This is a genomic window from Aquimarina sp. AD1, assembly GCF_003443695.1.
Classification (GTDB): Bacteria; Bacteroidota; Bacteroidia; order Flavobacteriales; family Flavobacteriaceae; genus Aquimarina; species Aquimarina latercula.
The window spans coordinates 5369139-5382737 of the sequence record NZ_CP031966.1; the positions used below are offsets into that span (position 1 = coordinate 5369139).

The window sequence follows — 13599 nt, forward strand, 5'->3', positions numbered from 1 at the left end:
CGTTCTCTTATGAATTTTCAATTAAACGAATATCTTAAAAAAAATACAGAGGCTGCACCACTTGCAGTCTTTCGTATTTTTTTTGGTTTAATGATGTTTATTAGTATTATTCGTTTTTGGAGTTACGGTTGGATAGATAAATTATATGTTCAACCAACTTTTTTCTTCTCGTATTATGGGTTTGATTTTATTAAACCCATTGGCAGTTATACATATCTGATTTTTGTTTTATGTGCTGTTTCTGCTCTACTTGTCATGATTGGGTATAAATATAGAATTGCAATCATAGTATTTTTTTTAAGTTTTACATATATAGAATTGATGGATAAGACTACGTATCTTAACCATTACTACTTTATTAGTATTCTAAGTTTTTTGTTAATCTTTTTACCAGCTAACGCTTATTATTCATTGGATGCTAAAATAAGAGGGATGTCTTTTCAGAAAATACCAGTTTGGACAATTGATACGCTTAAGTTACTTATTGGAATAGTGTATTTCTACGCTGGCCTTGCAAAGCTTAATTCAGATTGGTTATTAACTGCTATGCCGCTTAAAATATGGTTGCCTTCTAAATATGATATTCCTTTAATTGGTGATTTAATGCAACAAGAATGGGTACATTATACATTTAGTTATACTGGTGCTATTTATGATTTAACAATTCCATTTTTATTACTATCTAGAAAGACTAGAGTTTTCGGCTTTATAATGGTAGTTATGTTTCATATTTTGACTAGAGTCCTTTTTCCAATAGGAATGTTTCCGTATGTGATGATTGTAAGTGCATTGATATTTTTTGGTGGGAATATACATCACAAGATATTACAATTCATTTCAAGAATATTCAATATTAAGAAAATAGGTTTTGATACTAATAGAGCTTTAATTATAAGATCTGTAAGAACAAAAATTATTGTGTCGATAGTAGGAATATTTTTTGTGATTCAATTACTTTTGCCGTTTCGGTATATGCTATATCCCGGAGAATTGTTTTGGACAGAAGAGGGGTATCGTTTCTCTTGGCGTGTGATGTTAATGGAAAAGGCAGGTTACGCTAATTTTAAAATCGTAGATCAAAAAACTGGAAAACGATTTTATGTTGATAATGATGATTTTTTAACTCCTTTTCAGCAAAAACAAATGGCAACACAGCCAGATTTTATATTAGAGTATGCAAACTACTTAAAAAAACATTTTGAAAAACAGGGGCATCAGAATGTGCAGGTATTTGTAGAAAGTTATGTGGCGCTTAATGGTAGATTAAGTAGTCAATATATTGATCCCACAGTGGATCTTGGAAAACAAAAAGAGTCATTTGAACATAAAACGTGGATTATTCCATTCAAGGATGAGATTAAGGGATTGTAAAGTAGTTGTGTTTTTTTTACTGTTAACTACAGTTGTATCGGCGCAATACAAGATTAAGGGGGTTGTTTTAAATGAAAATAATGGACCAATTCAAGGTGCGGAGGTGTATAATAGATCTACTGGAGAACAAACAATTACAAGAGGAGATGGTAGTTTCGAATTTGTGGATGTGGAGCAAGGGGATTACTATTTATCTGTTTTTAGCTTTGATTATGAAATTTTGGAGCGACAAGTAAAGGTGGATAATGACCTAGAAGTTAATTTTGTTCTAAAAACATTAGGAGAAGAGTTGTCTGAGGTAGTAGTAACACAACGAAGAGAAAAAGTATTTGGACTTAAACGTTTAAAACCTGTAGAAGGAACTGCAATATATGCAGGTAAAAAAAGTGAGGTAGTTTTACTAAGTAATGTTCAAGGTAATTTAGCTTCTAATAATGCAAGGCAAATTTATGCGCAGGTCGCTGGATTAAATATTTATGAGAATAGTACGGGGGGATTACAACTTAATATAGGAGGTAGAGGTTTAGACCCTAATCGTACAGCAAATTTTAACACCCGTCAGAACGGATATGATATTAGTGCTGATGTATTAGGGTATCCAGAAAGTTACTATACACCACCTGCAGAAGCTATTGAAGAAATACAAGTTGTGCGAGGGGCTGCTTCATTACAATATGGAACACAGTTTGGAGGTTTGTTGAATTTTAAAATGAAAAAGCCAAATCCAAACAAGAAAATAGAATTAGTATCTCGTCAAACTTTAGGTTCCTATAACCTTTTCACCAGTTTCAATAGTTTAGGAGGTACTGTTGGTAAGTTTAGTTATTATACCTATTTCAATTATAAGCAAGGTGATGGGTTTAGAGCTAACTCCGAGTTTGATTCTAAGAATGCCTATGTTCATTTGGGTTATCAATTATCGGGTAGAACGAAGTTGATCGGGGAGTTTACCTATTTAGACTATTTGGCTAAACAACCGGGTGGTTTAACAGATACTCAATTTAACATAGATCCTACATTTAGTAATAGAACTAGGAATTGGTTTGATGTAAATTGGAAATTATTTTCTTTAAAACTAGAACATGAATTTTCTGATAGGACAGATTTTAGTCTTCATCTATTTGGTTTGGATGCTTCTAGATCTGCAGTAGGTTTTAGAGGAATTCCTGGTAGTCTTAATACAAACCCTATTACAGATGTTGATGAAGTAGATGGGTCTGGCAATTTTGTGAATTCTAGAGATCTTATTGTTGATAATTTTAGAAATTGGGGAGCAGAGGCAAGATTACTTACTAGATATGATTTGCTAGATAAGGAATCTGTTTTTCTTATTGGTTCGAAGTTTTATAAAGCATCCAATGATTCTAGACAAGGATCAGGAGGTCTTGGGTCAGGGCCTGATTTTAACTTTCAGGATGAGACTTTTCCTGATTACCCTAATCAATCTTCTTTTGATTTCCCCAATGTTAACCTCGCTATTTTTGGAGAAAATATTTTCAAATTATCAGAGAAGTTTTCTATTACTCCAGGATTTAGATTTGAATATATTAAAACAGAGAGTGAAGGAACTTTTAATAATGTAGTGTTTGATAATGCTGGTAACCCTATTGCTAATAACACAGAGACGGATAATAGAGAATTGGATCGATCTTTTTTTCTTTTCGGAATAGGGTCTAGTTATAAACTTAATAATTCTCTAGAAACTTATGTGAATGTTTCACAAAATTATAGATCTATTACTTTTAGTGATATAAGAGTAGTAAGTCCAACATTTAGAGTGGATCCAAACATAGGAGATGAAGAAGGCTTTACCGCGGATATTGGAGTACGAGGTAGATTAAATAATATGTTGTCATATGATGTGAGTGTTTTTGGGCTGGTGTATGATGATAGAATAGGCATTGTTTTTAATGATAGGGCTGAACGCGTAAGAGGAAACATCGGAGATGCGTTTATTTATGGAGTAGAGAGTTTCGTAGATTGGAATATTTGGAATACATTTTCTGGAGATAATGAAAATTATAGATTAAATCTTTTTGCTAACACTTCTTTTACCAGTTCAGAATATACATCGTCTGATCTTTCGGGGGTAGAAGGAAACAAAGTAGAGTTTATACCAGAGATTAACCTAAAAACGGGACTTAAGTTTGGTTATAAGAATTTTCTAGCAAACCTTCAATATACATACCTTTCTGAGCAATTTACTGATGTTTCTAATGCTTCTGTAGCTTTAGATGGAGATAATAGAAATGGTATTATTGGTGAGATTCCATCTTATTCAATTTTAGATGTTTCTTTTTCTTACACATATAAGAAGTTTAAATTAGAAACAGGAGTTAATAATCTTCTAGATGAGAGTTATTTTACGCAAAGAGCTACGGGATATCCAGGTCCTGGAATTATACCATCTGATCCTTTAACTTGGTATGCAACATTGCAATTTAAGTGGTAATAAGGATAAAATTTAACTTTTGTTTACTTGTATAATTAACTTTTGTTCAATCTATGGTTTTGGTTTTAATCTATAAATTTGCTTAAAACACAGGTTATGAAAGAGTTTGAGGGTTATGATACAATGATGGCAGAATATTACAATTCGATTCCGGCATTAGTTCTTCCGTTATCTAGTTGGGAATTCTATGGAGAACATAATTGGTTTTTGAATAATTTTAAGAACGATCTTGATTCTTTAAATAAAATAACAAAAAAATGGGATTTCGAGAACGTATATCATAATGAGCTTGTTCATAAAAAATCTGTTATAGTTATTACTAATGCGGATCTTAAAATAGTATATGCTACTCGTAATATTGAAAAAATGAGTGGATACACACCGCAAGAGGTTGTGGGTAATTCTCCAAAAATGTTTCAAGGTGAACAAACGGATCTAAAAACATCTAAGATTATTAGAGCCGCAATTGATAATCAAGAACCGTTCGAAGTTTCTATTGTTAATTATAAAAAGGATAGATCTACATATTTATGTCATATTAAAGGTTTTCCTGTAAGAGACAAAAAAGGAAAATTAGTTAATTATATAGCTTTTGAACAAGCGGCTTAGTTTAAAAATCAATTTTCACATTTATTGTTGTAAATACTTATCTATCGTTTTAGCTTAGAAAAATAATTTTATATAATAAAAAATAAGGTCAGTTAACGTTATGAATGTTGACTGACCTTTATTATGAAATACCTAATTCGGGTTAAAACTAATTACTTGCTCTTTTAGGATATGGAGGTCTTTTATGTTCTTTAGATGGATTATTTTTTAGTTCTTTCAAGGCTATTTCTATTGCTTTTTCTAATTGGGGATCCCTTCCTTTAATTACTTCAGACGGTAATTGATCTACTTCTATGTCTGGCGCTACACCAACATTTTCTACAATGAAACCATCTTCTGTCCAAATTGCTACATTAGGAGCGGTAACGCTTGCACCATCAATAAATTCTGGAAATCCTAAAACTCCAACTAAACCTCCCCAAGTTCGTTTACCTACCATTTGTCCTACTTTAAATTTTCTAAACATCCATGGTAACATATCTCCACCAGATCCAGCAGTTTCATCAATGATCATTACTTTAGGTCCTTGAATAGAGGCACTTGGTGTTTTTAGATCCTTTCCATACCTGAAATTCCAATGAGATTGATAAGGGTTTAGTAATAAATTGATATAATAATCCGCTATCTGACCACCTCCGTTAAAACGTTCATCAATAATAATCGCTTTTTTATTGGCTTGTGGGAAGAAATATCTTTTAAAATATTCATGACCAGCACCAGCAGTATTTGGAACATATACATACGCTACCTCACCATTAGTAGCTTCGTGTACTTTTTTTAGATTTCCTTCCACCCAATCTCGATTACGTAATCGATACTCACTAGCTATAGGCGTTACTTTTACAACTCTAGAATTTTTATATGAGTTATTAGGACTTATGGTAATTTCGGTAATTTTATTTGCGGTATTCTCAAAAACACTAAAAAGGTTCATAGTACCTTCGATATTTGTTCCGTTTACAGCTAATAAATAATCCCCCTTATTTACTAAAACTCCGGGCTCTGTTAGCGGTGATCTTAAATCAGGAGTCCAATTTAATCCACCATAAATTTTCTTAAATCGATATCTATTGTTTGTTATTTCGTAATCTGCTCCAAGAAGACCTCCAGGAATTCTCTCAGGTGTATTCAGTCTTTCTCCACCTCCTTGTAGTCTATGATGACCTACAGATAGTTCACTACACATCCATTGTATAACTCTGTTAAGGTCATTTCTGCAGGAAAGATGAGGTAAGAACTGTTGGTATTTCTTTTTCATTCCTTTCCAATCAGAACCGTGCATTCCTGGGTCATAAAAATAGTCACGATTAATCCTCCAAGCTTCTTCAAAAATATTTTCCCATTCCTTCGTTGGGCTCATTTTTACCTCTATTTCACTAACTTTTAAGATTCCTTTTCCGACTTTTGGTTTTTTAGCTATTTCTGTAATTCCCCAACTATTATTTTTTTGATAAAGCATTTTTTTGCCATTAGAAGAAATAGCATAATTATCCAATTCCATTATCTTGATGTCCTTACGTTCGTTTAAATCATATTCATGTAGTGATGAAGGAATTGAACGATCTGAAGGGTTTGAGGAAATATATAAAATCTTATTTGCTTGCCCTGAATTTAATTCACGATAGTTACCGGCTTTTATAGGAATGTCAATGATTCTATTTTGTATTCCATCGATATCAATTTGCACGGATTTATTAGAGTCTTCATCTTCTGCAGACTCATCTTTTTGTTTAGATTCTTCTTCATCACTTTCTTTAGCAAAAGGAGAGATGATATCTTTTCTGAGTGTAGCTAGATAAATAGAGTTGGTAGCTGTCATATCTTGGTTGGACTGATCAAACCAGTTAACAACAGGTCCAGCATCAGTAGAGGCAAAGAAATAAATATAATCCCCACTTGGATCAAAAACAGGATTGGTAGCATTACTTAATCCATCACTTATGGGGTATGATTTTGATTCTTGTATATTGTATAAGAATACTTGCTCAAAGTTAGAATCTATGATTTTTGAATACACAATCCATTTAGAGTCATGAGACCAATCCCCAAAAATATTTCTAAAAGCTCCTGGAACATAGTATTCATCACTGGCAATTTTTGAAACTTTTTTAGAATCGACATCTAGGATATATAAATTTCTACCATTATCAGAAAAGCTAATTTTTTTGCTATCTGGAGACCAATTGGTATAAGCGTAAAAACCTGTTCCTGGGATTTTAAATTTTCGAGAATCTCCTTTTCCATCTTGCGATTTAATATATAATTCATATTCTCCAGAATCATCAGAAAAATAAGCAATGTTTTTTCCGTCAGGAGACCAAGAAGGATATTTTTCATGACTTCCCGCGCTTTGAGTTAAGTTTCTAGAATCTCCTTTATTTTCAGGAACGGTTATAATTTCTCCTCTATAGTCAAAAACTGCTCTTTTTCCAGAAGGAGATATATCAGCGGAACGCACGTATCGTGAACTCTTTACATATCTATCGCGTAATTCTAAGAGATCTGTGGCAATACCTATAGTTAGTTTAGTACTCGTTTTTGTACTGATATTATATGTATGAAGATAACCGGCTTGTTCAAAAATTATTTTATTATTTCCTAAATCAGCATTTGTAATAGGAAACTTATCAAATTGAGTAAGTTGTTCTATTGTTTTTGAGTTTATCTGATAAGAAAATAGATTAAATTCCCCATTGCGATCACTTAAGAAGAATATAGTGTCATCTTTCCACATAGGTTGTACATCATTACTTCCTCCTTTAGGTTGCGGAATTTTTATAATTGATTTATTTCCAAACGAGAACAACCATATATTTGCTGTTGTACCTCCTCGGTAGTTTTTCCATTGCTGAAAACGTTCTCTTATTGGTGTATATGCCATATACTTTCCATCGGGAGAATAGGTGGCATGCCATGCATTCGGTATTTCTAGTTCTGTAGGAAAACCACCAGTAACCGGAACTGTATAAAGTTTAGAATATCGATTGGTATGAATAGCCCTTTGTGAATTAAATAGCACAGCATTACCATCTGGAGAAAAACCTAAAGTAGTATCCCTCATAGAATGCCAGGTCAGTCTTTTAGGAATACCTCCTTCTACAGGAATGATAAAAACATCGACATTTCCATCATATTCTGCATTGAAAGCAATGTGCTTGCCATCAGGCGAAAAAACAGGATTGGATTCTATTCCTTTATCTATGGTTAATCTACGAGGTTGAGAGCCATCAGAATTTGCAACCCATAGATCTTCTGCATAAATAAATGCGATATGTGATTGACTAATTGCTGGTGTATGCAACATTCTTGTATCCTTAGGATCTGTGGCATAAGATTTAAAAGAGTACAGAATTGCTAAAAAGAATACTGTGTAAAAGATTGAATTTAATTGTTTCATAAGCTTTATGATTGATGAAGATTTATGTGTTTTTATTTAATAAATGAAATTAAGTTTTTACGAATTGGATTCTGTTAATCATATTTTAAAATATATAGTTTTCAATCTTATAATTGGTATGGATGGATGTATTAAGATTAATGTTGAAAAACAATATAGTAGTTGTTTAGCCTAAATAGAATTAAGTTTTTTTGTTTGATTATAAATTCCGCAAACTATTGTTTGTTAGTTTGTTAATCTGTTGTTAAAGATGTTTTTGGGATGTAACAATCTTTGATGCCTAGTAGTCTTATAAGCATAAATCAATAAAAACGAATAGAATGAAAAAATTAAATGTTATGCTGTTAGCAGCAGCTTTTGCAATCAGTAGTGTTGCAACTGCAAGTACAAAACCAACAGAGTCAGAAACTAATTTCACTCAGGAAATTAAAGAATTATTAAAAAAGCCTTCTTTTAAAATAGAAGATGAGATTGAGGCTAGTGTTACTTTTACTTTAAACGATGAAGGTGAAATTGTAGTCCTTTCTGTTAACTCTGATAGTGATGTCATTAAAGGTTACATTAAAAACAGGCTAAATTATCAAAAGATAGAAGCTAAACCACGCACTGGAGTTAAATTTTATACGATGCCAGTGAGGGTAGTTGCCTCTTAAGGTATAAAAGTAAAGAAATAGAAAATCCTGGATTCATCAACCAGGATTTTTTTTATGCGTTTACTTTCCTGTAATATAGTGTATACTTACGGTTGCCAATTCAGAATTCGGGAATTTAGAAAAATGATTTGGATCGCTTTGTAATCCTACTTCTTCGATAACTTTAAGGAAGGAATTGATTTCTAAAATATATTGATCAGAAAATCCATGGGTGGCATCATAAGCTGTAGCCGCTGTGCTTCCGATATTATTAGAGACTATGTGTGGAGGTACAGTATGTAATTCTATAACGATTAAACCAAATTTAGCAATATGTGGTTCCCATTTTTTAAAATGATCCTTTAGATTACGTTCTACATCATCATTTTGTAGTAACTTTCCTCTATATGCAAAAGCCCCTGTAGATTCACTAGACGTATTTAATGTTGATATTGGTTTACTCCATATTCTGTTATGATCTAGAAAAGTTCTAACAGATAAAAGATCTTTTAGCTCAATTTTGTAATTTTCTTTTAAATCCTTTTCGAGAAGATCAGGATCGCTAATATCACCCCAAATAACTTTTGCCCAGATATCTGCTTGAATTAAATTTGCTCTTGTAACTTTTAGTGCTGCTTTATTATAATCTGCACCAACTAAAAATAAAGGATGGTTATCTAGGTGTTTACCTCTTAATGTTTTTGATTCAATGATTTCGAAAAGATGAATAAGAAATGCTCCATTTCCGCAACCCATATCAAGAATCCCTTTGGGTTGTTCTTCTAAAGGTTTATTGAATAGACTAATAATAATTTCATCAATTTTTTTAAAATAGGTGGTGTGAGCTCCTCCGCTGCCCCATACATTCATTTCGCGGTCTACATGGGATTCGTCAGAACTTTTCTCAGTGTTCCATAAAACGTTTGGATCACCAAATAATAATTGATCCATCTGTCTAAACATTGGGATGTAAGAAACTGTTACGCCATATGCTGTTGCTCTTTTAGCAAAAAACAAACCTTTGTTAGTAAAAGTGTAGTTGTCATTATTTTTGCTAAACCATCCTAGATTGCTTAAAAAAGAAAGGATCGTATCAAAACTTGTAGGAAACTTGTGATATTCATCTGCGCTAAAAGAAGCTTCCATAAAATATTTATGAAACATTCCGCCCATTCCAAGATGTACAATAGTAGGGCCTACTAAAATCCCTTCGATATGTTTTAAGATTTGATGCTGTATTCTATTTGTAGTGGCATCTTCGGAAAAAGAAAGATTAAATGAGTTTTTATACTGAGTAATTAATTTTTCTAATTTGTGAAATGGCTCTAATTCGAATTTTCTGGGATGAAATTTACCGGAGTATTCTAAAAGATCAACAACACCTTCATATAAATAGAAATAATCAAATGCTATTTTTGTATACTCATTTAGGGATACTTTGATCGTATTTTGCTTAACTTCATAGATCAACCAACTTTGGGAAGAAAGCATTCTGAGTGCTACGTTTATATATCCTGCATTTCCTCCAAATTCTTCTATGATTTCAGAAATGGATACACTTTTTTTAGTAACGATATAATCAGTTATTCCTTTTTTTAAGAGTGAATAGGCAACAGGAGCAACGGTTATACCATCTAAATGTCTGAATAATTCTTCTCGGAATATTTGCTTCTCCTCTTTTGTTAGCATAGATACTTAATTAAATTGGTTGTCGATTGTTTTAGTTCAATGATTTACCAAATTAAGCATTTATTTCCGAAGTTTTTTTAGGATTTTTTGTTAGCTGTTTGCTTTTTGTCTTTTTTTTCAGGCATCGGTCCTCTTAAATGAATAACAAGTCCATTAAGAAAATTACGAAGAATTTGATCCCCGCATTCCATATATTTAGGATGATTTTCATTTCTGAAAATTGCACCAAGTTCGCTCTTTGTTACTTTAAAATCTACTAATGAACAAATTTTTACAATTTCATCATCTCGCAGTTTGTGAGCTACTCGTAATTTTTTGAAAATATCATTATTTGTTAATCCCATAGAACAAAGGTACCTTTTTAATTGACTTCAAGAAAAAAATATCCTTTATGTTCCAAAACAAATATGTTTATAGGATATTTGCATTTTTAAATTATATAGTAAAATATGTATAGTAAGGAAGAGAAATTAAGTTTGTTATCAGAAATGATTGATTTTGCTAAGGCTGATAAAAAAATAAAAGATGAAGAATATAATTTTATTTTAGCTGTGGCTTCTCAATTAGAGATATCAGAAGAAGAGATTGGTTATTTAGTGAGAAATAGTGCTGAGAAACGAAATCTACAGCCAGAATCTCAAAGAATACTTCAGTTTCATAGATTAGTGTTGTTAATGAATGTGGATCAAGAAGCAGCTCTTTCGGAAGTAGATAAAATCAAAGAAATGGGCTTGCATATGGGATTACGACAAGAAGCTGTTGATACGGTTTTAAAGGAAATGCATAAATATCCCAATAAAGTAATACCTCCAAAGGACTTAATAGAGATTTTTACTAGGTTTTATAATTAAAGAAGAAAATTATTCATAATAAATATAGCCTTCAGATATCCTCTGAAGGTTTTTTTTTGGTTTTGTCATAATGATTTGACATTGTGTCATTATTTCCATATGAAAATATGTCAAAATGACACAAAAATAGTAATGGAACTCTAATTGCTATATACTCATTGAATTTAAATCTAGAATAACTTTAAAAAAATAAATACAATGAGTTTAATTAAAAGAACAGACAGATTACCACTTATTTTCGACGATATTTTTAATACCGATTGGTTTGGTGGTATCGCCAATGAGCACAAAATAGGTTTTAATACTCCAGCAGTGAATGTAAAAGAGAGCGATAATGATTTTATCATTGAATTGGCTGCACCAGGTTTAGTAAAAGAAGATTTTAATATCGAATTAGATAATGATGTATTAACAATCTCTTCGGAAACTAAAAATGAGGCGAAAGAAGAAAAAGATAATTATACAAGAAAAGAGTTTAGTTATCAAACGTTTAAACGTTCATTTAATTTGCCAGATACAGTAAATATCGCGGATATTTTAGCTTCTTATGATAATGGAGTATTATTAGTGAAACTTCCTAAAAAAGAAGAAGCCAAGGTACAGCCTAAACGTTTAATAGAAATTTCATAAGTTGTTTTTTGAGATTTGAGTTAGTTAGTTAATGTTACGAAAACGCCCTTATATCAAGGGCGTTTTTTATGTTTTAAAGGCAAATGTTAGCAATTAGTTGTTTGCTTAGTCTTTGTCAAATTTTATAATTACGAAAATTTTTCGTATCATTGTGATATCAAAATGATATTATTATGAAAAAAGAAAAAAATATAAAGACAAGTAATGGTTACATGATGTTGATGGTACTACTATTGTTAATAGTAGGAGTTGTTACTGGTATGGTTGTGACAAAAAATCCTCTATTTCTGACTTTAATAGTAGTTATTGTATTGGTAATCAAAGGTTTTTTTATTGTAAACCCTAATAGTTCTAAAGTAATGGTGCTTTTTGGAGCGTATAAAGGAACAGTAAAGGAAAATGGTTTTCTATGGGCTAACCCTTTTTATTCGAAACAAAGGATTTCTTTAAGAGCTAGAAATTTTTATAGCGAACGAGTAAAAGTTAATGATAAAATTGGAAATCCTATTTTGATAAATGTGATTTTGGTTTGGAAAGTTAGTGATACTTATAAAGCAGCTTTTGATGTAGATCATTATGAAGATTTTGTGAGGGTACAAACAGATGCGGCAGTAAGAAAATTAGCAGGTTCATATCCTTATGATAATTTTGCAGAGGGACAGATAGAGGTAACTCTCTTATCTGGTATGGATGAGGTAAATGAAGCTTTAGAAAGTGAAATAACGGAACGCTTGGCTATTGCAGGGATAGAAGTTATGGAAGCTAGAATAGGGTATTTGGCTTATGCTCCAGAAATAGCAAGTTCTATGTTAAAAAGGCAACAAGCTGTAGCAATAGTAGCAGCGCGTAAAAAGATAGTAGAAGGAGCTGTGGGGATGGTAGAAGATGCATTGCTTAAATTATCTCAGGACGAAATAATTGATTTCGATGAAGATAAAAAAGCTTCTATGGTTAGTAATTTAATGGTAGTTTTGTGTGGTGATAAGGAGGCGACTCCTGTTATTAATACAGGAACACTACATTCGTAATTTATGAGTAAGAAAAAATCATTTGTTCTTAGGATATCCCCAGAAACTTTTAAGTTAATAGAAAAATGGGCAGATGATGAATTTCGTAGTGTTAATGGTCAGTTAGAATGGATGATTTCTAAAAGCCTTAAAGATGCCAAGCGACTTAAACCCAAAAAAAAGGATGATGATTCTGAAAAGGAATAGGAAATAACATAATTTACAAATGATTGTTTTCAAAAATGGGATGATTCGAAAACAATCATTTAATAAGTTATAATGTATTACCGTAATAACAATCTTTAGAAAGGGCTTTAGAATAGCTTGTTTTACTTTCTAAATCCATAATAAGATATGTTTCTTTTTTTAGCTTGATTTCTATCCTGTTGTACTTCCAATAAACCTTAATATCATTGGACTTAAGATTTTTAATGTAGCTATATTTATTTGCATAATCTGTCGTTAGAGGAGGTGCATTTCCATTTTTTGTAGCTTCTTTAGGGCTCATAGTAATAGATTCTGGATCTACTACAGAACAAAGAAACCCATCAAAATCAATACCTTGTTTGTCAGGGTTTAAAACATAAACCCAGATTGAGTATTCATCTTCTTCTATCATTAATGTTCTACCTGATATTGGATCAGTAGAAGTTATAAAAATACCATCGGTATTATTCTCTGTTCTAGTTTTTAAGGTGCCTAAAGCAAAAACACTAGTAAATATTGATAATAAAATTAATTTCATTTTTGGGGCGTATTTGATAATATTAATTGAATACTACAAATGATCTGATGTACTATTTTTAAGCCCTAATAAAATTGTGTGAATCATTATCCGATTGAAATTCGGATGGTTTGTGTGGTTCACGAATTTAAGAAATTAATTGTTAACTTAGATCTATTTTGAGTCTTAATTTTGTGAGATTTTCCCCTTGTATATTGAAGGAAAAATCTTATTTTT

12 protein-coding genes are annotated in these 13599 nt (G+C 31.7%); 8 read left to right on the forward strand and 4 right to left on the reverse strand.

The annotated features are described in order from the left end of the window. Positions 1-9 precede the first annotated feature (9 nt). The 3 genes from D1815_RS23145 to D1815_RS23155 all read left to right on the forward strand — a co-directional run bounded on the left by D1815_RS23145 (position 10) and on the right by D1815_RS23155 (position 4432). The gene (locus D1815_RS23145; RefSeq protein ID WP_118389722.1) at positions 10-1371 is read left to right on the forward strand and encodes an HTTM domain-containing protein; all 1362 of its coding nucleotides are present in this window, start codon (positions 10-12) and stop codon (positions 1369-1371) included. Continuing rightward, the gene (locus D1815_RS23150; protein WP_118389724.1) at positions 1352-3823 is read left to right on the forward strand and encodes a TonB-dependent receptor domain-containing protein; all 2472 of its coding nucleotides are present in this window, start codon (positions 1352-1354) and stop codon (positions 3821-3823) included. The genes D1815_RS23145 and D1815_RS23150 overlap by 20 nt, the downstream gene beginning before the upstream one ends. Positions 3824-3919: 96 nt before the next feature. Next, complete coding sequence (locus tag D1815_RS23155; protein ID WP_027392271.1) at positions 3920-4432, forward strand: PAS domain-containing protein; 513 nt, start codon at positions 3920-3922, stop codon at positions 4430-4432. A gap of 148 nt (positions 4433-4580) precedes the next feature. Here D1815_RS23155 and D1815_RS23160 read toward each other — a convergent pair whose 3' ends face one another. After that, the gene (locus tag D1815_RS23160) at positions 4581-7829 is read right to left on the reverse strand and encodes a S41 family peptidase (protein WP_118389726.1); all 3249 of its coding nucleotides are present in this window, start codon (positions 7827-7829) and stop codon (positions 4581-4583) included. 320 nt (positions 7830-8149) lie between these two features. On the opposite strand from D1815_RS23160, the gene D1815_RS23165 reads away from it, so the two are divergent. Beyond that, complete coding sequence (locus tag D1815_RS23165; RefSeq protein ID WP_108803578.1) at positions 8150-8482, forward strand: hypothetical protein; 333 nt, start codon at positions 8150-8152, stop codon at positions 8480-8482. A gap of 60 nt (positions 8483-8542) precedes the next feature. On the opposite strand, the gene D1815_RS23170 is transcribed toward D1815_RS23165, so the two are convergent. Both D1815_RS23170 and D1815_RS23175 read right to left on the reverse strand, forming a co-directional pair. Continuing rightward, a complete protein-coding gene (locus D1815_RS23170; protein WP_118389728.1) occupies positions 8543-10150 on the reverse strand; it encodes a class I SAM-dependent methyltransferase in 1608 nt (535 codons plus the stop codon). A gap of 77 nt (positions 10151-10227) precedes the next feature. Next, positions 10228-10494: a DUF1456 family protein gene (locus D1815_RS23175; RefSeq protein WP_027392267.1), complete on the reverse strand. Its 267-nt coding sequence runs from the start codon at positions 10492-10494 to the stop codon at positions 10228-10230. Positions 10495-10599: 105 nt separating this feature from the next. On the opposite strand from D1815_RS23175, the gene D1815_RS23180 reads away from it, so the two are divergent. From D1815_RS23180 to D1815_RS23195, 4 genes are all read left to right on the forward strand, one after another. Then, a complete protein-coding gene (locus D1815_RS23180) occupies positions 10600-11001 on the forward strand; it encodes a hypothetical protein (protein ID WP_027392266.1) in 402 nt (133 codons plus the stop codon). Between the two features lie 198 nt (positions 11002-11199). Further along, on the forward strand, positions 11200-11631 hold the full coding sequence (locus D1815_RS23185; protein WP_027392265.1) for an Hsp20/alpha crystallin family protein: 432 nt from the start codon (positions 11200-11202) through the stop codon (positions 11629-11631). A 173-nt stretch (positions 11632-11804) separates the two neighbouring features. Then, positions 11805-12659, forward strand: coding sequence for an SPFH domain-containing protein (locus D1815_RS23190; RefSeq protein WP_027392264.1), 855 nt, complete (start codon positions 11805-11807; stop codon positions 12657-12659). 3 nt (positions 12660-12662) lie between these two features. Then, entirely contained in the window at positions 12663-12845 is a 183-nt protein-coding gene (locus D1815_RS23195; RefSeq protein ID WP_027392263.1) for a hypothetical protein, read from the forward strand. Between the two features lie 67 nt (positions 12846-12912). Here the strand turns inward: D1815_RS23195 and D1815_RS23200 are convergent, their stop codons facing one another. Beyond that, entirely contained in the window at positions 12913-13383 is a 471-nt protein-coding gene (locus D1815_RS23200; protein WP_051336020.1) for a hypothetical protein, read from the reverse strand. Positions 13384-13599 lie beyond the last annotated feature (216 nt).